This window comes from Actinopolyspora lacussalsi subsp. righensis (assembly GCF_900116555.1).
Lineage (GTDB): Bacteria > Actinomycetota > Actinomycetes > Mycobacteriales > Pseudonocardiaceae > Actinopolyspora > Actinopolyspora lacussalsi.
In genome coordinates this window covers 381995-403299 of sequence record NZ_FPAT01000002.1, presented here as the reverse complement: position 1 = coordinate 403299, position 21305 = coordinate 381995, and the positions used below count along the sequence as shown (strand labels likewise).

General features: G+C 68.0%; 19 protein-coding genes. 14 read left to right on the top strand and 5 right to left on the bottom strand.

What is annotated here, in order from left to right; all coding sequences use genetic code 11:
* Nucleotides 1-510 precede the first annotated feature (510 nt).
* On the top strand, nucleotides 511-1368 hold the full coding sequence (locus tag BM394_RS05305; RefSeq protein ID WP_175529972.1) for a helix-turn-helix domain-containing protein: 858 nt from the start codon (nucleotides 511-513) through the stop codon (nucleotides 1366-1368).
* Between the two features lie 12 nt (nucleotides 1369-1380).
* Nucleotides 1381-1581, top strand: coding sequence for a DUF397 domain-containing protein (locus BM394_RS05300; RefSeq protein WP_092974584.1), 201 nt, complete (start codon nucleotides 1381-1383; stop codon nucleotides 1579-1581).
* A gap of 121 nt (nucleotides 1582-1702) precedes the next feature.
* Here BM394_RS05300 and dgoD read toward each other — a convergent pair whose 3' ends face one another.
* The gene (gene dgoD / locus BM394_RS05295; protein WP_092975119.1) at nucleotides 1703-2848 is read right to left on the bottom strand and encodes a galactonate dehydratase; all 1146 of its coding nucleotides are present in this window, start codon (nucleotides 2846-2848) and stop codon (nucleotides 1703-1705) included.
* A gap of 325 nt (nucleotides 2849-3173) precedes the next feature.
* Here dgoD and BM394_RS05290 point away from each other — a divergent pair, with 325 nt between their 5' ends.
* The 4 genes from BM394_RS05290 to BM394_RS05275 all read left to right on the top strand — a co-directional run bounded on the left by BM394_RS05290 (nucleotide 3174) and on the right by BM394_RS05275 (nucleotide 6861).
* Nucleotides 3174-3929 (top strand): FadR/GntR family transcriptional regulator, encoded by a 756-nt coding sequence (locus BM394_RS05290; RefSeq protein WP_092974581.1) that lies wholly within the window; start codon nucleotides 3174-3176, stop codon nucleotides 3927-3929.
* Nucleotides 3930-4004: 75 nt separating this feature from the next.
* Nucleotides 4005-4898, top strand: coding sequence for an SMP-30/gluconolactonase/LRE family protein (locus tag BM394_RS05285; protein WP_092975116.1), 894 nt, complete (start codon nucleotides 4005-4007; stop codon nucleotides 4896-4898).
* On the top strand, nucleotides 4895-5845 hold the full coding sequence (locus BM394_RS05280; protein ID WP_092974578.1) for a sugar kinase: 951 nt from the start codon (nucleotides 4895-4897) through the stop codon (nucleotides 5843-5845). Before BM394_RS05285 ends, BM394_RS05280 begins: the two co-directional genes overlap by 4 nt.
* A 392-nt stretch (nucleotides 5846-6237) precedes the next feature.
* A complete protein-coding gene (locus tag BM394_RS05275) occupies nucleotides 6238-6861 on the top strand; it encodes a bifunctional 4-hydroxy-2-oxoglutarate aldolase/2-dehydro-3-deoxy-phosphogluconate aldolase (protein WP_092974575.1) in 624 nt (207 codons plus the stop codon).
* Nucleotides 6862-6917: 56 nt separating this feature from the next.
* Here BM394_RS05275 and BM394_RS05270 read toward each other — a convergent pair whose 3' ends face one another.
* Nucleotides 6918-8420, bottom strand: coding sequence for an MFS transporter (locus BM394_RS05270; RefSeq protein ID WP_245779988.1), 1503 nt, complete (start codon nucleotides 8418-8420; stop codon nucleotides 6918-6920).
* A gap of 72 nt (nucleotides 8421-8492) precedes the next feature.
* Here BM394_RS05270 and BM394_RS05265 point away from each other — a divergent pair, with 72 nt between their 5' ends.
* The 3 genes from BM394_RS05265 (at nucleotide 8493) to BM394_RS05255 (ending at nucleotide 13105) form a co-directional block, all read left to right on the top strand.
* Nucleotides 8493-9422 (top strand): LysR family transcriptional regulator, encoded by a 930-nt coding sequence (locus tag BM394_RS05265; protein WP_092975114.1) that lies wholly within the window; start codon nucleotides 8493-8495, stop codon nucleotides 9420-9422.
* A gap of 184 nt (nucleotides 9423-9606) precedes the next feature.
* Nucleotides 9607-11331 carry an SDR family oxidoreductase gene (locus BM394_RS05260; protein WP_092974568.1) on the top strand — a complete coding sequence of 575 codons (1725 nt, stop codon included), beginning with the start codon at nucleotides 9607-9609 and terminating at the stop codon, nucleotides 11329-11331.
* 382 nt (nucleotides 11332-11713) lie between these two features.
* Nucleotides 11714-13105, top strand: a complete 1392-nt coding sequence (locus tag BM394_RS05255; protein WP_175529971.1) for a peroxidase family protein — start codon at nucleotides 11714-11716, stop codon at nucleotides 13103-13105.
* 88 nt (nucleotides 13106-13193) lie between these two features.
* Here BM394_RS05255 and BM394_RS05250 read toward each other — a convergent pair whose 3' ends face one another.
* The 3 genes from BM394_RS05250 to BM394_RS05240 all read right to left on the bottom strand — a co-directional run bounded on the left by BM394_RS05250 (nucleotide 13194) and on the right by BM394_RS05240 (nucleotide 16936).
* A complete protein-coding gene (locus BM394_RS05250; protein ID WP_092975111.1) occupies nucleotides 13194-13997 on the bottom strand; it encodes a maleylpyruvate isomerase N-terminal domain-containing protein in 804 nt (267 codons plus the stop codon).
* Nucleotides 13998-14151: 154 nt separating this feature from the next.
* A complete protein-coding gene (locus BM394_RS05245) occupies nucleotides 14152-15660 on the bottom strand; it encodes a catalase (protein WP_175529970.1) in 1509 nt (502 codons plus the stop codon).
* Nucleotides 15661-16486: 826 nt separating this feature from the next.
* Entirely contained in the window at nucleotides 16487-16936 is a 450-nt protein-coding gene (locus BM394_RS05240; RefSeq protein WP_092974559.1) for a pyridoxamine 5'-phosphate oxidase family protein, read from the bottom strand.
* A 286-nt stretch (nucleotides 16937-17222) separates the two neighbouring features.
* Here BM394_RS05240 and BM394_RS05235 point away from each other — a divergent pair, with 286 nt between their 5' ends.
* From BM394_RS05235 to BM394_RS05215, 5 genes are read left to right on the top strand one after another with little or no spacing between them, the layout of a single operon-like run.
* Nucleotides 17223-17834 carry a M15 family metallopeptidase gene (locus BM394_RS05235; RefSeq protein ID WP_092974556.1) on the top strand — a complete coding sequence of 204 codons (612 nt, stop codon included), beginning with the start codon at nucleotides 17223-17225 and terminating at the stop codon, nucleotides 17832-17834.
* Complete coding sequence (gene alr / locus BM394_RS05230; RefSeq protein ID WP_092974553.1) at nucleotides 17831-18976, top strand: alanine racemase; 1146 nt, start codon at nucleotides 17831-17833, stop codon at nucleotides 18974-18976. The genes BM394_RS05235 and alr overlap by 4 nt, the downstream gene beginning before the upstream one ends.
* A complete protein-coding gene (locus tag BM394_RS05225) occupies nucleotides 18973-19968 on the top strand; it encodes a D-alanine--D-alanine ligase family protein (RefSeq protein WP_092974550.1) in 996 nt (331 codons plus the stop codon). Before alr ends, BM394_RS05225 begins: the two co-directional genes overlap by 4 nt.
* Nucleotides 19965-21014 (top strand): acyltransferase family protein, encoded by a 1050-nt coding sequence (locus BM394_RS05220; RefSeq protein ID WP_217643358.1) that lies wholly within the window; start codon nucleotides 19965-19967, stop codon nucleotides 21012-21014. The genes BM394_RS05225 and BM394_RS05220 overlap by 4 nt, the downstream gene beginning before the upstream one ends.
* On the top strand, nucleotides 21011-21304 hold the full coding sequence (locus tag BM394_RS05215) for a TetR-like C-terminal domain-containing protein (protein ID WP_092974547.1): 294 nt from the start codon (nucleotides 21011-21013) through the stop codon (nucleotides 21302-21304). The genes BM394_RS05220 and BM394_RS05215 overlap by 4 nt, the downstream gene beginning before the upstream one ends.
* The last annotated feature ends 1 nt before the right edge of the window (nucleotide 21305 follow it).

Here is a 21305-nt window from a genome sequence, read left to right as displayed (position 1 = left end):
GCAGCTGGCCAGACCGGTGATCGGCCTCCGTCACGGCCAACACCACACACACCAGGCCACGCGGAAACAACGAACCCACCTCACACCACCCCCAACAAGAGGACATGGTGCGGAAGTTCGAGACGCGTAGCGACGCGTCTCATACCAGGCGATAGCATCAACAACGCTCCACATCAGTAGTAAACGGCTGACGGAGCCACCCCCGCGTCCAAGGCCGCCAAGCACACGACGCGGGAAGGGCTACTCGTCCGGTGACCGCCACCGGACGAGTGGTTCACAAAGCGACGAACTCGCTGATCATCGACTCGAAGTACGCACGAGTACAGCCGCACGGCCGAGCTTCACGGCCCAACGGCAGAGCACTTGTAGTGCCGGATTCTGATTCAATCACTGCTGTATCGATCCTGACTCTTCTATCCATACGACAACATCATGACAGTGTCAGAATATATCTTTGATAGTGTCATCGATGCATTCATCTGAATGGGTGATGATCTCCAGAAGCTTGTCATGACTACGCTGTTGGACATGTCATCCGCGAGGCGTCGGCAGCTCGGCTCATGGCTTACGAAACTCCGCCAATCGGCGGAGTTCGACGTGGCGGACGCAAGCAGCGCTCTCGGGTGTTCGGACTCGAAGATCCGACATATCGAAGCGGGACGCTCCAAGATCAAACGTCACGAGCTCATAAGCTTGCTCGATCTCTACGAAGCAGACCAAGACGTTCGCAGCCAGTTGGACGAGACCCGTCAGCAAGCCGAACAGCGTGGTTGGTGGGAGAGTTACCGCGTACCGAGTTGGTTCGAGCCGTTCGTGGACTTCGAGAGCTTCGCTACCGAGGCTGTCAACTTCGAACTCGACTTGATCCCCGGTCTACTTCAAACCGAGGCATACGCTTACGAGGTGCACCGCGCGGGTAGGTACACGACGAACCCCGTGGATATCTCACGACGGGTACAGGCCAGAGCGGAACGTCAGAAACGGCTTACTGAACCGAATCCACTACGCCTCCGAGCCGTCATCAGCGAAGCAGCTCTACATCGCGAAGTCGGCGGCCCCGCACTCATGACAGAGCAATTGGACCAAGTGATGCGCTGGTGTGAACTTCCGAACGTAATTGTTCAAGTGCTCCCCTACAACGCCGGAGCACACGCCAGCCCTTCCGGCTCGTTCGCGTTGCTCTCGTTCGACAACAACGAAGCTGTCGGATTCCTCGACACTCCGTTGGGAGGGCACACCGTGGATGACCCCAACGACGTGGAAGCTCTGAAGTACGTCGGCGACGAACTACGATCCACAGCCCTACCAGCACCAGCCTCCCTGGAGCTGATACGTAGCATTCGGGAGGCGCACACGGCACAGACCTAGGAGGCTGGCACAGTGGATCTCTCGCGTGCGACGTGGCGAAAGTCGTCACGATCGAACAGTGGCGGTAACTGCGTCGAGGTCGCCCAGAACCTACCGGGGACCGCTCTCCTCCGAGACAGCAAGCTCGGCACCGACAGCCCCGTCCTCGCGGTCTCCCCGGGCCACTTCACCGCCTTCGTCGACGCGATCAAAAGCGACCGCCTCGACGGCTGAACCGCTGCCGTGAAGTCCCGCTCGGTACACGCCGAGCGGGACTTTTCGCGTCTCCGGCCACGACGGCCGAGGACGGTGTGCATCCTCGTGAGCGAGGAGCGAACCGCCACCGAGCCCCGGCTCACCACTCGACGAAGGCGCCGTCCGAATCACGCCAGACCGGTGAACGCCAGCGGTGACCGCGCTCGGCGGCCTCGCGCACCTTCGCCTCGTCGATCTCGACGCCCAGACCGGGCCCCTGGGGCGCGGCGACGTGCCCCTCGTCGAACCGGAACGGGCTGGGATCGACCAGGTAGTCCAGCAGGTCCGAGCCCACGTTGTAGTGGATTCCCCTGCTCTGCTCCTGGATCAGGAAGTTCGGGGTCGCGAAGGCGATCTGCAGGCTGGCCGCCAGCGCCAGCGGCCCGAGTGGACAGTGCGGCGCCAGCGTCACGTCGTGCGCCTCGGCCATCGCCGCGATGCGGCGCACCTCCGAGATCCCGCCCGCATGTGAGAGATCGGGCTGCGCCACGGCGATTCCGGAGGTCAGCACATCGCGGAAGTCCCAGCGGGAGAACAACCGCTCCCCCAGCGCGATGGGAATGGAAGTCGAGGTGACGAGGTCGCGGACCTTGGCGGTGTTCTCCGGTAGCACCGGTTCCTCGACGAACAGCGGGGACAGCGGCTCCAAGCGGGGCAGCACCCGACGGCTCATCGCGGTGGAGAACCGGCCGTGGAAGTCCACCGCCACGTCACGCTCGTCGCCGAGCACCTCGCGCACCGCGGCGACCCGGCTGACCACCGCGTCCAGCTCGGCGGGCGTGTCGATGTGGCGCAGTCTGCCGCTGCCGTTCATCTTCACGGCGGTGAAACCGGCCTCTACCTGCTCGGCGGCCGCTTCGGCCACGTCCGAGGGCTCGTCACCACCGATCCACTGGTACACCCGGACCCGCTCGCGCACCGGCCCACCGAACAGCCGGTGTACGGGTACGCCGTAGCTCTTGCCCGCGATGTCCCAGAGCGCCTGGTCTATGCCCGCCACGGCGCTGGAGAGCACCGGACCACCACGGTAGAAACCACCCTTGGTCATCACCTGCCAGTGATCCTCGATGGCCAGCGGATCGCGCCCCACCAACAGCTCGGACAGCTCGTCGACGGCCGCCGCGACGGTGTGAGCACGCCCCTCCACCACCGGTTCGCCCCAGCCGACGATCCCCTCGTCGGTGGAGATCCTGAGAAACAGCCAACGAGGCGGCACTGGGAAAGTCTCCAGCCCCGTGATTCGCATGTTCACTCCGTTCCGCCTGTCGGGTTTCGCCTGTCGGGTTTCGCTCGTGGGAGTTCGGTGTCCGCGCTTGCCGGGGGTCGCGTGCCCTCCTGGACGAGTGTCGAGTCGAGCGAGAGATTCTGTATGACAGGTTACTCCGCGTCAACACCGCATCCGGAGCAATCAAGCCCCGATCACCGGACCACTCGATTAGTATGAGCTGCGGATTCACCGACGCATCCGATCAGGATAAAGCCTACCGGGATAAGAACGTATCTGATATGTTCTCGATCCGAACGCCGGGGATACTCGGCGGATGCCGCCCGACGAGCGACCGAGGACACGGATGAGCGAGACCGACGAACCGGAGCGCCCGGGAACTCGGGACGCCGCGACGGAACTCGAAGAACTGATCTTCGAACGGTTCGGGGTGGGCGAGCTGCTTCCCTCCGAGTCCGAGCTGGCGACCCGGCTGGGTGTCAGCAGGCTGACCGTGCGCGAGGCGATCCGGTCACTGCAGGCACGTGGCCTGGTGGAGATCCGCAAGGGAAGACGCCCCCGCGTCACCGCACCCAGCGGGGATCAGATCGGTGACTTCTTCAACACCCTGCTGCGCTGGAACCCCGGCTCGGCATTCGAACTGCTCGAAGTCAGGCACGGCCTGGAGACGCAGACCAGCACGCTCGCCGCGAACAACGCCGGTTCGAGCGACGTCTCCGCGATGGAGCTGGCGATCAGGGCGATGGACCAGGCCGAGGACGCCACCGAGTACCACGACGCCGACCTGCGGTTCCACGAACTGCTGGCGCGTGCCTCCGGCAACCGTATGTTGGCGTTGCTCATCGAGGCGCTGGCGGGCAGCCTGCACGACAGCATGATCGCCAGTTACCGGGGCCACCGGAAGCTGGGTGGCTCGCACGCCGACGCGGCCGAACAGCACCGCGAGGTGCTCGACCGCGTCCGGCGACGCGATCCCGGCGGGGCGGCCGAGGCGATGCGCAGGCACCTGCGAACCACCGAGCGGGATCTGCGCGCCGTGTTCAACACACCCCGGGGGAAACCGGAAGACCCCCCGAGCGAGCGACAGGATTCGGACTGCTGAGCGGAAGCAGCGGCAGTGTCCGAACCGGACGCACCGTCCGGATCGGCAGAACCCGGCACGAAAGGATTCTTCGGCTTGCACAGCGATTCGAACGTTGCCGTACACCGGGCCGAACAGCTGACCGAGAGCCGCGCCGAGCACGGCGAGGGGCCGGTCTGGGACGAGGCCACCGGACAGCTGCACTGGGTGGACATGCTCGCCGGAGACCTGCTGAGCATGGTTCCGGGCGGCACCGTCGGCCGCACCAAGGTCGGAACCGTGGCCGCCGTGGCGCGGCCGGTGGTGGGCGGTGGTCTGGTGCTGGCGCTGGAACGGGGCTTCGCCCTGCTGCGGCCCGGCAACGAGACACCGGAGTCACTGCCCGAGTTGTGGAGCGACCCCTCGGTACGCATGAACGACGGCGGGTGCGACGCCCTCGGCAGGTTCTACGCGGGATCGATGGCCTACGACGAATCCCCCGGGCGGGGGGCGTTGTGGCGGCTGCACGGCGACCTGAGTACCGAGCGGGTGCTGGACGGGGTGACCATCTCCAACGGTCTGGTGTGGACCCCCGACGGCGGGACGGCTTACTACGTGGACACCCCCACCCGGCGCATCGACCGGTTCGACGTCACGCCGGGCACCGGGGAGCTGCACGACAGGCGTCCCGTGGTGCGGATTCCGGACGAGCTCGGCGCTCCGGACGGGTTGACACTGGACGCCGCGGGCTGCCTGTGGGTCGCGCTCTGGCAGGGCGGGGCGGTGCACCGCTACAGCCCGGAGGGCGAACTGCTCACCAGGGTGGAGCTGCCCACACCCCAGGTGACCGCCTGCGCGTTCGGCGGAACCGACCTGGACACCCTCTACATCACCACCTCCCGGCAGGGCATCGAGAACCGGGAGGATCCCCACGCGGGCGCGCTGTTCCGCTTCGATCCCGATGTCCGTGGCAACCGTGTGCACCCGTTCCGGATCGAGGAGGACGCTTGAGCCCCGAGGTGATCACCTTCGGCGAGACGATGGGGCTGCTGCTGGCGGAGCAGGGGCAGCCGCTGGAGCACGCGGCGGGGTTCCGGCGTTCGATCGCCGGAGCTGAGTCGAACACGGCCGTGGGGCTGGCCCGTCTCGGCCACCGCGTGGGGTGGTTCGGGCGGGTGGGCGACGATCCGTTCGGCCGTTCCGCGCTGCGTACCCTGCGCGGCGAAGGAGTCGACGTCTCCCGGGCTGTGGTGGACGAGTCGCTGCCCACCGGGCTGCTGGTGCGCGACGCGCACGCGCACCGCCCCATCGAGGTCTGCTACTACCGGAGCGGCTCGGCCGGCAGCGCCCTGCACGAGGGGGACGTGGACGAGGAGTGGATCAGTGGGGCCGGGTTGCTGCACCTGACCGGCATCACCGCCGCGCTGTCCGAGGACGCGAGAGCGGCCACCGAACGGGCGGTGCGGGCGGCGCGGAATGCCGGGGTTCCGGTGAGTCTGGATCCCAACATTCGGCGCAAACTGGCCGGGATCGAGCGGTGGGTGGAGCTGCTGCGCCCACTCACCGAGCGAACCGACCTGGTACTGACCGGTCTGGACGAGGCCGAGGAGATCAGCGGGTGCGTCGGTGAGCGTGCCGCCGCCGGGTGGCTGCTCGAACGGGGTGCCCGGCTGGTGGTGCTCAAGCTGGGCTCGCGCGGGGCCTGGGCCACCGACGGTGAGCGGGAGTGGTTCCAGCGGGCGGCCGAGGTGCCCGCCGTGGATCCGGTGGGAGCCGGTGACGCGTTCAACGCGGGATTCCTGTCCGCACACCTGCGGGGGATCTCGGTGCCCGAGGCGCTGACCGAGGCCGCCACCGTGGCGGGCAGCGTGGTGCAGATTCTCGGGGACATGGACGGCCTCCCTGACTCGCGGCTGCGGGATCTGGCCGTGGGTGACGAGCAGGTCACCACGCGCTGACGCCATTCGACCAAGCATCGTGGAGTCGGCGCGGCCCCGGTGGCGCCGATTTCTCGCGAAATCGCCGGGCGGTGGGACGGCACGGGGCCGCACTCCCACCACTCCCGCGAGCCGAGCTCCCACCACTTACGCAATCGGCACCGCCGCGGGTTCTCCCGTGCGGCGTCGATTTCTCGCGAAATCGCCGCCGTGGGAGCAACCACCGGGAAGCGACCGTGAGTGTCGCAGCGCATGGGTCCCCGGTGCGTGAGTCGGATGCATTGCAAGGCCGGGCCGCTCGCCGCGTAGGTCGCTACTCAAGAGCCGGCCCAACACAGCAAGGCGCCGACTCACGTGCCGGCTAACCGAGCGCGCACACGAATACCGTTTCGAGTTCTGTACGGAGGAGTGGAATGTACCGCTGGCAGGTAGCAAGCACCATCGCCGAGCACGGGGTGGTGGGTATCGTCCGGGCCGCCGACGCACGAACGGCAAGGCAACGTGCCGCGGCCTGCCTGAACGCGGGCCTGGAGGTACTGGAGGTCTCGCTGACCACGCCGGACGCCACGACGGTGTTGCGCGAGCTCCGTGCGGAGTACCCGAACGCGCTGCTGGGGGCGGGCACCGTGCTGGACGCCACCTCCGCACGACTCGCCGTCGACGCCGGGGCTCGGTTCCTGGTATCGCCGTCGCTGCACGACGAGGTGATCTCCACCGGCCACCGCTACGGTGCGGCGGTGCTGCCCGGTGTCGACACGCCGAGCGAGCTGGTGCGGGCTCTGGAAGCGGGTGCCGACGCGATCAAGCTGTTCCCCGCGAGCAGGTGGACGCCGGAGAGCATGCGGGACGTGCTCGCGGCACTGCCGCAGGCCCCGCTGGTTCCCACCGGCGGAGTCTCGGTGGACCGGGCTCCCGACTGGATAGCGAACGGGGCGGTCGCGGTCGGGATGGGTTCGGCGCTGTCCGAAGGCGATCAGGCGGAGGCCGCCGAACGTATCTCGGGACTGCTGGAACGGATTCGACAGGCCCGCGGCTGACCCCGCTCGCACCCGGTACGGCCGGAAGACGCGACGCTGGCCCGTGTCGCGACGGCTCATCCCGATCGGCTGAGCTCGGAATCCGCGCTGCTGGATTCCAACCCCGCCCTGCTGGACTCGGACCCCGCGCCGTTCGGCTCGAATTCCACGCCGTTCGGCTCGGACGCAACGCTGCCGACCCCGGCTCCTGTCCGAGTGAGCTCGGTATCGGCCGGTTCGAACCGGTCCTGGTGTGCGGGCACGTCGCGTCGACCGAATCGGCCGAACCGACGGGACTCGCGGAACGACTGGTACGTGGCGGCGGTTCGTGCCTGGAACTCGGTACGCGACACCCGCCGGTTGCGGTCGGCCAGCAGCAGCGCCATCACGACGATCGGCACGAGCGAAGCGGCGACGGCACCCAACCAGGACACGGCCGTGGCCATGTCGTGCCAGCGGGTCAGCAGTCCGACCGCCACAGCGGGCAGTCCGGCACCGGCGTAGAAGGCGATGTAGAGCGCGGAGGTCACCCCCGCGCGCTGCCGTTCGGGAGCTACCACGTCGATGGTGGCGCCCGCGCCGCTGTAGGTGAGGCCGTGCCCGACTCCGGTGGCCACCGCCGCGATCACGGTCACCGACAGCGAACCGCCGCCCGTCAGCGCCAGCGGCACGAGCCCGCTCAGCAACGCACCGAGCCCGAGCAGCTGCGCCAGGCGCGGGCCGAACCGGGTCACCAGCGGTTGAATCAGCACCGAGCAGGTGAGCACGGCACAGAGCAGCGCGCCCGTGATCGCCGGATTCTCGACTCCCGCCCGGCGACCGAGCACGACCGGCACGACCGCCAGGAAGAGGCCGGCCCCGGTCCAGGCGAGGAAGCCGGAAGCGGCGGCCGTGGTGAACGAAACGCGTATCCCCGCCGGTATTCGCGGGCGTGTCGGGCGCCAACGACTCACCCGGGAGGTGGCCGCGGGCAGTGCCGAGACCAGGCACCACCCGACCGCCAGCAGCGCCAGATGCACCAGATAGGGCGAGAGGCGGGGCGCGGGCGCGTACTGGGCCAGCACCCCCGCGACGAGCGGCCCGGCGGCGGTCCCCGCCACGAATCCCATGCTGGCCACTGTGGACGCGCGTAACCTGTCCCTGTTCGCGGCCCGTTCGACGAGCAGCGCGCTGGTCGCACCGGTCACGGCTCCCAGCGCTGTTCCCTGCGCGGCGCGCCCCACCAGCAACCAGGCCGGGCCGGAGGCGAGCGCGAAGCAGCACGAACCGAGCGCGGCGGCCAGCACGCCAGCGCGCAGTACCGTCCGGGGACCCAGCGCGTCCGAAGCCGGGCCGAACAGCAGCAGGGCGGGCGCGCTGACGAGTGCGAAGGTGGCGTAGATCGACGTCATCGTGAGATCGCCGAATCCGAAGGCCTGCTGGTAGTCGGGGTACAACGGGCTGGGCAGATAGGCCCCCGCCGTGAGCACGACCAGCAGGTAGACCGCCGTACGCACCTCGTGGGTGCGACCGGTGGCAAGCCTGCCCGTGGCGAGTCGGGGACCGGAACCATCTTCGTCGAAAAATCTCCGGAACAGCACGACACCAGTCTGTCCACGAAAACTGCTGCAGAGAAGCAAACGTTTTCGCATATGTTCGTGCAAAATATTTACATGATCGATCCGAAGTTGCGGGTGCTGCAGCTGGTGGCCCACCACGGCACGGTCACCGCCGCCGCCCAGGCGTTGCACTACACGCCCTCGGCCGTGTCACATCAGTTGCGTCAGCTCGCCGCCGAGCTCGGAGTGGAACTGATCACCCAGTCGGGACGCGGCATCCGATTGACCGCCGCCGCCACGACCGTGCTGCGCCACGCCGAGGTGCTGTCCGCACAGGCCGAGCGCGCCCGGGCGGAATTGGCCGCCGCCACCGACGAACCCGAGGGCTCGTTCACCGTGTGCGGCTTCTCCACCGCGGCGACTCACCTGCTTCCCCCGGCTGCCGCCGCGCTAAGGGACCACTACCCGCACCTGCGGGTCCGGGTCATCGAGGCCGAACCGGCGCGCTGCTTCGATCTGCTGCTGGCGGGCGATGCCGATCTGGCACTACTGATCGCCACCGACGACACGCCGCCCGCATCGGACACCCGCTTCGACCAGCATCCACTGCTCGACGATCCGCTCGACCTGGTGGTACCCGAGCACCACCACCTGACCGAGCGCCGGACGGTCACGCTCGCCGACGCCGCCGACGAGTCGTGGATACTGGGACGGCCGGGCAGCACCTACCACCACCTGGTGCGCACCGCGTGCATGGCGGCCGGGTTCACTCCGGACGTCGCGCACTACGCCGACGAGTGGGAGACCGGAACAGCCCTGGTGGCCCACGACTTCGGCATCATCCTCGTTCCCAGGCTCGCCAGGCTGCACCAGGACTGGCCCGTCACCCGCATCCCGCTGCGCGGCGAACCGGCACCGGCACCGGCACGCCGCATTCTGGCGACCAACAGGCTCGGCAGCCGGGACCGCCCGGCGATCGCCACCGCGCTGGACACGATCACCCGAACCGCCGACACGCTCCTTCCTCCGCCTGCCCAGGGATAACGAGAGCGGGACGTGAGTCGACGACTCGCGGCGGATCACCGGTGCCGCTCGGTGTTCGACAACCTACTGTTACTCGTGGTAACAGTTACTTCGTCGATCGGGCCGGACGAAATAACGCCCGGACCGGTCGGTTGCCCGCCCCGGGCGGGCCGACGGCTTCGGGACCCCCGACGAGGACGTGATCATGACGGCTAGTCCGCGAGTACACACCAGCGACGGAATCCGGCTCGCGGTGCGCGAGCACGGCGACCGTGCACGGCCGTGCATCGTGTGCGTACACGGGTATCCCGACGACCGGCACGTCTGGGACGAGGTGGTCCCCATGCTCGCCGAGCGGTATCACGTGGTCACCTACGACGTGCGGGGCGCGGGCGAATCGGACAGGCCCCGCCGGAACGACGCCTACGACCTCGACCGGCTCGCCGCCGACCTGGAACGGGTCATGGACGAGGTCAGTCCCGAACGCCCCGTGCACCTGCTGGCCCACGACTGGGGATCGATCCAGGCGTGGCAAGCCGTCACCGAGCCGCGGCTGCGGGAACGAATCCGCTCCTTCACCACGATCTCCGGGCCCTCCCTCGACCACGCGGGCGAGTGGATGCGGAGCAAACTGCGCCGTCCCACGCCGCGAGGGCTCCGCGACCTGGTGAGCCAACTCACGCACTCCGGCTACATCGGTTTCTTCCAGCTTCCCGTCATCCCCGAACTGGCGTGGCGCACCGGCATCATGCGGCGGGTGATACGGCTGCTGGACCCCAGTGCTCGGCACATCACGGCGCGAACCAGTGACGGGGTGGCCGGGCTCGCGCTGTACCGCAGGAACACCTCGCGGCGGTTCCGCGCTCCGACCCCACGCGCCACCTCGGTACCGGTGCAGGTACTCGCCCCCACGGGCGATTCCTTCGTCGGAACCCCCATGCAGACCGAGATCGACCGCTGGGTCGAGGACCTGCGGGTGCGGCACCTGCGGGGCGGGCACTGGCTGCCCCGCAGCTCCCCGGAACGGATCGCCCACGTCACAGCGGAGTTCGTCCGGCACCTGGAGGGCGGGGAACAGTCCAGGGAACTGCGCAGAGCCCGAACCGACGTCGATCAGCGGGGTTTCGCGGACCGGCTCGTCGTGGTCACCGGAGCGGGAAGCGGGATAGGTCGTGCCACCGCGCACGCCTTCGCGGCGGAGGGCGCCGAGATCGTGGCGGCCGATGTGGACGAAGCCGCGGCGCGGCTGACCGCGGCGCGGCTGCGCGATCAGGGGGCCGTGGCCGCGGGGTACGGCGTGGACGTGGCGACGGGCTCCTCGGTGCGGGAGCTGGCCGAACGGGTACGGGAGGAACACGGCGTAGCCGACATAGTGATCAACAACGCCGGGATCGGCATGTCCGGTTCCTTCATGGACACCACGGAGGCCGACTGGCAACGGGTCCTGGACGTGAACCTGTGGGGCGTGATCCACGGTTGCCGGGCGTTCGCCGAACAGCTGATCGAGCGCGGCGAGGGCGGCCGGATCGTCAACGTGGCCTCGGCGGCGGCCTATCTGCCCGTACCGGGGCTGCCCGCCTACGCGAGTTCCAAGGCCGCGGTACTCGCCCTCTCCGAACGACTGCGGGGTGAGCTGTCCGCGCACGGCATCGGGGTCACCGCGGTGTGCCCGGGAGTGGTCAGCTCCGGCATAACCGACACGACGACCTTCGTGGGCAGCTCTCCCGAACAGCAACGGCGCAAGCGGGAACGAGCGGGGCGCCTCTATCGTCGTCGCGCCTTCACCCCTGAGAGCGCCGCGGCGGAGATCCTGCGGGCGGTTCGCCGCGACCGAGCCGTCGCACCGATCACGCCGGAGGCCAGGGCGGGCCTGCTGCTCTCGCGGTTGACGCCCGGCCTGTTGCGAACGGTGACACGTGCCCGGGGCTGATCGGGGCTGATCGGCAGGCTTACCCGGTTCTCCCGCTACCTCCCGTGCTGTCGAAATCCTAACTCTGCTCCATTCGAGTGACTTACCGAGTAGTTGATTGTCACTGTCGAGTGAAATCCACTACTTTCGTTTACGGATCCGATTGGGAACCGGATCTCTCCGTAAGGAAGTATCTCTTCGCGCGCGGATTCGCGAGGAGACGATCGCAGGCGCATCGGGAACGACCGAAGGTCTGTTCATGGGGGGCGAGAGACATTCGATCCTTTGGCGATGTTCGCCGCATGAAAACCAAAGCGGGAGTTTGTTCATGACGGTACACGGATCGCGGAACCGGGGGCAGTCGGCCGCACGAAACGGTGCGGTTACCGGCAGATTCGGCAGAATGTTTCCGACGATCGAACCCAGAAGGGCCACCGGGCCGGAACTCGCCGAGGAGTTCGGCCTACCTGGTGGAAAAATGGATTCCGGAACCACGACCGACGAGCAACAGAACCCGGTCCTCGACTCGGGGTTCACCTTTCTCGGACAGTTCATCGACCACAACATCACGTTCGATCCGACCAGCAGCCTGGAACAGCGGGTCGACCCCGAAGCCCTGCGCAGTTTCCGCTCACCGCGCCTCGATCTGGACCACCTGTACGGCGGCGGTCCGGCCGTCGACGAACTCCTCTACGACGCCGAGTCACAGCAGACCAAACTCGCGATCGCCGAAGGGGGACACGATCACGCCCGAACTCCGGAGGGAGTGGCGTTGATCGGCGATCCGCGCAACGACGAGAATCTGATTATATCGCAACTGCATCTGGCATTCGCTAAGTTCCACAACCGGATCGTGGACGAACTTCGATCCGGTGAAATCACCGATGTCTTCGGCCAAGTGTTTCCCGAAGCACCCGAACGGCCGGAGGAAGGCCGGTCGACCACCGAACTGCTGACGTTGAGCAATTACTACGACGATCTCCTGGCCACCGCACAACAGTTGGTGCGCTGGCACTTCCAATGGATCGTACGCAATCAGTTCCTCCCGCTGGTGGTCGGCGAGGACCTGATGAACGACATAGCCGAGAACGGACCGCGGTTCTTCGACCCGAGCGGTGATCCGTTCATCCCGGTGGAGTTCGCGGTGGCCGGTTTCCGGTTCGGCCACGCCACCATCCGTTCGCACTACCGGGTCAACGAGTCCTTCTTCGCACCGATCTTTCCGGAGGATCCGGAGGCGCCCGGCGTTCCCAGAACGGATCTGAACGGCGGACCGGTGGCGCCGGAGGACACGGTGGACTGGCGCTACTTCTTCCAGGCGGACGAGGAAACACGCGCCACGCAGGCCAAGCGGTTCGAGGCCGCGATCAACACGCGACTGCTGGATCTGCCCATCCGTGCCGTTCCGGGCGCGGTCGACGGTGCGTTGCCGTCGCAGCTGCGCTCGCTCGTGGTGCGCAACCTGTTGCGCAGCGAGACGCAACAGCTCCCCTCGGGGCAGGACGTGGCCCGCAAGATCGGTGAGATCCCGCTCAGCGACGAGGAGCTGGAGAGCGAGGGGCCGATATACCTCTGGTACTACCTGCTGAAGGAAGCCGAGGTGCTGCGCGGGGGACGACAGCTCGGTCCGGTCGGCGGCCGCATCGTCGCCGAGACGCTGGTCGGCCTGCTGCGGGCGGATCCGAGTTCCTACCTGTCGGTGTTCCCGCGCTGGGAACCCACGATCGGTGGCGTGGGCAGCGAGTTCGGGATCGTCGACCTGCTGCGCTACGCCGGGGTGGTCTCGGTGGAGTGACGAGCCACTGGCGGACGGCGCCGTGCCCGGGTAGGCGCGGCGCCGTCCGCCGGTGACGCATCCGCACGGCCGCCGAACCGCGCGGAACCTAGCGGAACCAGACGGTGACGCGCTCCAACCAGCCGCGCAGCAGCTCGGTATCGCCGAGCACCTCGAGGTCCGAATCGGACAACGGCTTTCGCAGGTAGGCGGCCAGCAGCAATCCCGTCAGCGACCCCCGTAGCGCCACGGTCGCCTTCTCGTGCGCACGACGCCAGGTGATCGGCTCCCCACTCAGGTCGACCAACCACTCCGCCGCGAGCTCCTCGGGCACGTCGGTGGCGTGCAGGTGCACCGTGTTCCCGTCACCGAACAGCCGCCGCAGCTCGGGATCGGCCTGCGATAACTGCGGCAGCGCGCACAGCAGCATCCACTCGTCCAGCGCGTCCACCGCGAGCTCTGGATCCGATGTGAACTCCGCACCGACCGTGAACTCCGCGTCGGCCCGGTGCAACAGCGTCTCGTGCGTCATGCGTCGAGCCCACGAGAGCGCGTTCCGCGGTACTCCGGCGATCGGATTCCAGACCTCCGCCTCCGGTCCCGCGCCACGCAGCGCATCCGCGAGGCCCTCGGCCCCCTCGACCAACCATGTCCCGAGGGAAGCCGAATCCTGCCCCGTGGGCTCGGGGGCACCGTCGGCATGGGCGGCACAGATCTCTACCTGATCACGCGTGCGCACGATCCGCTCCGCCCAGCGGTACTCACCTCCCAGATGCAGCATCAACCGCTCCAGGTTCCACTCCGGGCAGCTCGGTACGGCCGAGTCCGGTTCCGCGCCGTCGACGGCTTTGCCCAGCAGCTTGGCCTGCGTGACGATCTCCGAGCAGTAGCGCTCGTGGTCCAGTACACCCATGACCACACCGTAGAGCCGAACCACCCCGCCGTGCGTCGATTTCTCGCGAAATCGCCGGGCGCGCGGCCTGCGGTACGCTCCGCGCACAACCCGGGGCGCCCCGGCCGGACCGGAGCACCCCGGGTGACGAGGCGCGGCGAGTGGAACCGAACGGTCAGCCGTTGTGGTTGCGGACCGCCCGCTCGATGCGCTTGCCGATGTCCTCGTCGATGTTGCGCCAGTACTCGAAGGCGCGCTGCAGGATCGGTTCGGTGACGCCGTCGAGCAGGTGCCCCGAGACGTTGTTGACCAGCCGCTCCCGGGCGGCGTCGTCCATCACCTCACGAACCAGCGTGCCCGCCTGGATGAAGTCGTCGTCGTCCCGGCGAGGGGTGTAGGCCTCGTGCACCATCTCCCCACTGGTGTGCCAACCGGCGTACTCGCCGAACCGGGCCGTGTCGGCCTCGGGACCACCGTAGGAGTTCGGTGCGTACACCGGATCCGAGATCTTGTTGACCCGCATGCTGCCGTCCTTGCTGTAACTGTGGACGGGCACCTCGGCCGAGTTGACCGGGATCTGCTTGTAGTTGGCTCCCAGTCGCGCCCGGTGGGCATCGGCGTAGGAGAACAACCGGGCCAGCAGCATCTTGTCCGGGCTCGGACCGATCCCCGGAACGAGGTTGTTCGGTTCGAACGCGGCCTGCTCGATCTCGGTGTGGTGATCGGTCGGGTTCCGGTTGAGCTTCATCCGCCCCACCTCGATGAGCGGATAGTCACCGTGGGGCCAGACCTTGGTCAGGTCGAACGGGTTGAACCGGTAGGTCTCGGCCTCGGCGAACGGCATGATCTGCATGTACAGCGTCCAGCTGGGGTGATCCCCGTTCTCGATGGCCTGATAGAGGTCCCGCTGGTGGTAGTCGCCGTCCGCACCGGCCAGGTGGTCGGCCTCCTGCTGCGTGAGGAAGTCGACGCCCTGGTCGGTCTTGAAGTGGTACTTGACCCAGAACTTCTCGCCCTGTGCGTTGATCCACATGTAGGTGTGGCTGGAGTAGCCGTTCATGTGCCGCCAGGTCTTCGGGATCCCCCGGTCGCCCATGAGCCAGGTGACCTGGTGCGCCGACTCGGGGGAGAGCGTCCAGAAGTCCCACTGCATGTCCTTGTCGCGCGAATTGGTGTCCGCGCGTCGCTTCTGCGAACGGATGAAGTGCTGGAACTTCATCGGATCGCGGACGAAGAACACCGGCGTGTTGTTACCGACCATGTCGTAGTTGCCGTCGCTGGTGTAGAACTTCACCGCGAAGCCACGCGGATCACGCCAGGTGTCCGGGCTGCCGCGCTCACCGGCGACCGTGGAGAACCGGATCATCATCTCGGTGCGGGTGCCCGGCTGGAACACGGAAGCCTTCGTGTAGGCGCTGACGTCGTTGGTAACGACGAACTCACCGAACGCGCCGTTGCCCTTGGCGTGCGGCTGGCGTTCCGGGATTCGCTCCCGATTGAACTGCGCCATCTGCTCGATGAGGTAGTTGTCCTGCAGCAGGATCGGCCCGTTCGGGCCCACCGTCAACGAGTGCTCGTCGCTTTCGACCGGGATTCCGGCATCGGTTGTTGTCGGGGGTTTGGGTTTTTCCTGCGTCACTGCTGGTGCCTCCTCGTGGTGGTTTCGAGGTGGCGAATTCCGCATGCTCACCCGGCGGGCCCCGCGACGGGTCCCACAACACGACCTCGGCCCTGGCGAGCATGTCCACGCCGTCCTCGTGGGGATTCAGGCAACGGCGCGGTACCGGGCACACGTGCGTCCTCGTACGCCCCGGTCGACGAGACCGCACTCCGCGCCGGAGCGGCACCGCACGGGAACCGGGCGATCCGTCCCCGCGTGACACACGTGCCACGAGCGGCCCGAACGCGCCCGGTCCGGCGAGATCGACCCGAACACCGACCGACCAGCCGGGCGTGAGATCCCGTGTACCGGCACACCGCCGTTCCCCATACACCCAGTGCACTCCCGTATCCGGAACGGAGCAAATCGAGACACGCGGAAGGGCACTGATCGTGTCGCACGGGAAGGGAAATCGGCTGCCCCTGGCGTCCCCGAGAACTCACGAGCGGCCAGCGCACACGTGAGTGGCGATCCCGGGCGAATCGATCACCCGATAGCGGATCACCACGAGCCATTAATCGAACACTCGACGTAGCATCCGGAGTCACCACATCTTACGGGAGTTGCGAGATGAGCGAACCCCTCGACGACCCGGGTCGGGCCACGGCGTCACCGGTGCGCGCGAGCACGGGCACGGGCACGGGCACGGGCACGGAGCTCCGCGTAACCGAGTACATCACCGTGGTGAATCGCGGCCGGGGCCTCGGGGTTTCGACACGCCCGCGCGTCGAACAGCTGGTGCAGGCAGTGGTCACGCGGGTACTCGGTGGTGGTTCCCGGTTCGGGGCGGACGTCTCGGTCTCGATTCTGGGGGACATCACGGACACTCCTCACCCGGCCGGAACGCCGATCAACCGAACGTCGCGGCGAAAGCCTCGAAGTCCGCGGTACGCCAGTGCTCCGGTCGCATCCGGAACGTCGCGTTGTCCCGAAGCTGGTGACGATTCGCGGCGAGATAGGAGGCCGCCTCGTCGGCATCGAGATACCGGTGGGCCAACGCCTCCCACTCGTCCGGATCGACGTCCTCCTCGGCCACCACCGGACCCTCGACACTGACGTACCGGTACGGCGGGCGCTCGTCCTGGACGCAACAGCTGAAGCGGCCGGCGAGGCGGATGAGTTCCGCCTTGCGCGAGACACGTTCGGTCAACAGAACGATCTCGCCACCGGGGCGGTAGTCGTACCAGATCGGGAGCTGCAGCGGCGCCAGATCCGTCCGGTCGTCCGGTACCGCTATCACGCCCACGTGCGTCTCGGCGAGAAATTTCTCCCGCTCTTCACGGGACATGGCCAGGTCCATCCCAGGACTCCTCGAAACGCCACGAGAAACGGTTCCTTCCCTCGGTAGCACGGTTCTCGCGGCGGAGAGCGGGGTAACGACCTTCGTGTGACGGAGCTCCACCCGATCCAGTGGGAGCTGGCGTTCGGCTTCGGGGCCGTGGTGGAACAACGGCCGGTTCCGGAGCGATCGGCGTGGCACCCAACCGATCGACCCATCCGGGCGGAGAGAAAACCGGCCGTTCGGCCCTGCCGCTCGTACTTCCGGACGATGTGGTGACACGCGGTGCGTTCATAGTGTCGACGACATGACGATCTTGCTGGCTGACCCGCGAGTTCGCGCGATCGGTGTGCGTGACAACGGTGATCCGCTGATACCTTTGGCCTTCGCGTCCGGGGTCATGGTGCGATCGGGGCTCGCCGACCGGCTGGACGAGGCCAGGGGCGCGCTGCCGCCCGGTGTGGACCTGCGGGTTCTGGAGGGCCACCGGAGCGTGGGGGATCAGCAGGCCATCATCGATGACTACACCGGCGAGTTACGCGTGCTGCATCCCGACGCCGATGAGGCCGAACTGGACCGGCTGTCCAGCCGGTTCGTCGCACCCGTTGCAGTGGCTCCGCACGTGGCCGGAGCGGCGGTCGATCTGACGCTGGTCGACGAGGAGGGCGAGGAACTGTGGATGGGGACGGCGGTCGACGCCACCCCGGAGCGCAGCGACGGCGCGTGTTGGTTCGACGCCGAGGTGGACCGGACGGCACGGCGCAACCGGATGACACTGGCACGCGCGCTCGGTGACGCCGGACTGGTCAACTACCCCACCGAGTGGTGGCACTGGTCCTACGGGGACAGGTACTGGGCGTTACTGACCGAAAGCGGACACGCCATCTACGGACCTGTCGAAGCGAAGGTGCCGGCATGAACGCGCCGGCGACCCGCCCACGGACCTCCCGAAGCACCACGGGAGGCCACGAACCCACGCTGGAGATCGACCTGGCCGCCGTGGCCGCCAACACCCGCCGATTCGTAAGGCAGGCACGCGGCGAAGTGATGGCCGTGGTGAAAGCCGACGGGTTCGGACACGGACTGCACGCGATGGTCAGAACCGCGCTCGCGAGCGGCGCGACCTGGCTCGGCACCACGTCGATCACGGAGGCCCTGGCCGTGCGCGCCACCGGAGTCGACGCACCGGTGCTGAGCTGGCTGAACCCGGTGGACGCCGACGTCACGACCGCTTGCAGGCACCGGGTCGACCTCGCCGTACCCAGTGAGAACCACCTGGCGGCCGTGGTCGAGGCCGCCGCGTGGTCCGGATATCGGGCCCGAGTGCACCTCCAGCTCGACACGGGGATGGCCCGCGACGGCGCCGCTCCGGACGAGTGGGCCGACCTGATGACGACCGCCCGGCGAGCCGAGATCGCCGGACACATCACGGTCGTGGGGGTGATGGGCCACCTGGCCAGGGCCGACGAGCCGGGCCACCCGGCGAACACGACCGGACTGCGAGTGATGCTCAGCGGGGTGGGGACGGCTGAACAGGCCGGGCTCCGTCCCTCGACGCGTCACTTGGCCGCCACGGCCGCCACGCTGACCGAGCCCGAGACGCACCTGGACCTGGTTCGGATCGGAGCCGGGCTGGTGGGCATCGACCCGTCCGAGAGCACGCGACTGCGCTCCGCGCTGCGATTTACCGCACCCGTCGTCCAGGTGCGGCGGGTACCCGCCGAAACCGGGATCGGCTATGGGCACACCCATGTGACCGACCGTGCCACCAACCTGGCGCTGCTCCCGGTCGGCTACGCCGACGGCCTGCGTCGGGACGCATCGGAGGGGGCTTGGGTCCTGGTCGCGGGCAGAAGGTGCCCGGTGGCCGGGGTGATCTCGATGGATCAGGTCGTGGTGGATCTGGGGGACGATCCGGTCCAGCCGGGCACCGAGGCGGTGGTGTTCGGTCCGGGTGACGACGGCGAACCGACCGTCTACGACTGGGCGCACTGGGCGGGCACCATCCCGCACGAGATCGTGACCGGTATCGGTCACCGGATTCGGAGGAGCATTCGATGAGCGGACGGTTACGGGTGGCCGTGATCGGCGGCGGGCAGAACAGCGAACACGATGTCTCACTGGCCTCCGCGGCCTCGGTACGTGCGGCACTCGACCCCGCCGACTACGAGGCGGTGGCGTTGACCATCCGCCGCGACGGCAGGTGGCTGGGTCCTGACGGGCAGCCGCTCGGCAGCTCGCCCGCCGACGACCTCGCCGCCGCGCTCGGGGTGCTCGCGGATTGCGACGTGGTGATGCCGCTGTTGCACGGACCACGAGGCGAGGACGGAAGTCTCGCCGCCTTGTGCGAGCTGGCCGACGTCCCGTACGTCGGTGCGCCGGTACGTGCGGGCGCGCTCGCGATGGACAAGTGGGCGACGAAGCGGGTGGCCGAGGCCGCCGGGGTACGAACCACGCCGGACAGGCTCGTCACGTGGAACGAGCTGTCCACAGTAGTCTTCGACCGAGCCGTGGTGGTCAAGCCGATCGCGGCGGGATCGAGTTTCGGGGTACGCCTGGTGCGGACCGCGGCGGAACTCGAACCGGCGCTGCGGGCGGCGTTGGAACTCGACGAACGGGTGCTCGTGGAGCACGTGGTGGCGGGCCGCGAGGTGGACGTCACCGTGATCGACGATCCGGAGCACGGGCGCCGGGTCGGACCACCGCTCGAGATCCTGGTCGACGACGGCCTGTTCGACACCGCCACCAAGTACGACGGAAGCGCGGCGTTCGAGATCCCGGCTCGGCTGACCGAAGCCGAGGTCGGGGAACTGACCGATTCGGCCCTGCGGGTGTACGACGCCCTCGGCTGCCGCGGGCTCGCTCGGATCGACTTCTTCCTGACCTCCGATGGTTTCGTACTCAACGAGGTGAACACGATGCCCGGCATGACAGCCGAGTCCCAGGTTCCCAAGATGTTCGCCGCCGAGGGACTGACCTATCCGGAGCTGTTGGACGGACTCATCCGATCGGCCCTGGCCGACGGCGAAGTGGCCGCGGCGGCAAGCGGGTGAGCCGAGCACGGGACGGACAGCTCGCACGTGGCGGACAGATCGTCGGTCTCAACGTACTCCGGGGTCTCGCGGTCCTACTCGTCATGCTGCGCCACGCCTTCCCCGACGTATTCCCCGGTGCGGGCGTGGTCGGGATCGTGATGTTCTTCACGCTGAGTGGTTACCTGATCACCGGAGTGCTGACCAAGGAGTTGGCCACCGGCGGCAGGATCGACTACCGGCGGTTCTACCTGCGCAGGGCCCGGAGACTGTTGCCCGCGTTGCTCGCGGTGATCGTCGTGTTCATCGCGGTGACGGCGACCGTCGACCCGCTGGACGAGAGCGGCAGCCTGCCCCGCACCGTCGCGGTGATGCTGACGTTCACCGGCAACCTGCCGGTCATCCACTTGGGCGGCGCCGCGTTCCACTGTTGGACGCTGGCCACCGAGGAGCAGTTCTACCTGGTATGGCCCGCGCTGCTGACGCTGGCCTGGACACGTCGCAGCGTCACCGCCACGCTCGTGACCACCGCGGTGATCGTGCTGGCCGGTTGTGTGGCGACGCTGATCTGGTTGTGGCCCCATCCCGACAACGCCTACGGGCTGCCCACCTCGTGGTTCGTGTGCTTCGTGATCGGCGCTGCCACTCGGCTGCGCGGCCACTCGGGGTGGATGTCCGCCAGGTTGGTACCACTCGCCCTCGCGGGGCTCGCGGTGCTGTCGATCCTGCCCCTGCGCGGTCACGTGCTGACCTACCTGCTGGTCGGCCCGACGATCGCCACCCTGACGGCAGCGCTCCTGCTGGTCTGGTCGCGTTGGCAGGAGCTGGGCAACCGCGCGTTGCTGACCCGGGGGCTCGCGGCACTCGGCCTCGTCTCCTACGGGGCCTACCTGTGGAACTACCCGCTGACCCTGTGGCTGCGGCCCGAACTGGGTGCGGTGGCCGGGCCACTGGCCCTGGTGCTGACCATCGTGGCGGCGGCGCTGAGCTGGCGATTCATCGAGCAACCCGTCATGCGAGGCGGTCGAACGCGACGCGGTCGACCGTCCGAGGCCGCACCCCGATGAGCAACGAACTTGAGTTCGACGAAGTCGGCGACGTGCTGCACCGAGCCACCACCGGCAAGACGGGAAGAGACGCGTTCACCGCCCTGGCCACCGCGTACCGCGACCACTCCCACCAGCACCCCAGCCGTGACGAAGCCGTAGACGCGGCCCGCTACGTTCGCAGCACGCTGCACGGCTTCGTCGGCCTCGAACTCGCCGGGGGATTCGAGATCCCGCGTTCCTTCGAGCACGGCTTCGACCGCCTCACCGATGCCGCGAGGGCGGCAGCGGTCGCAGTACGGTCACGCTGAT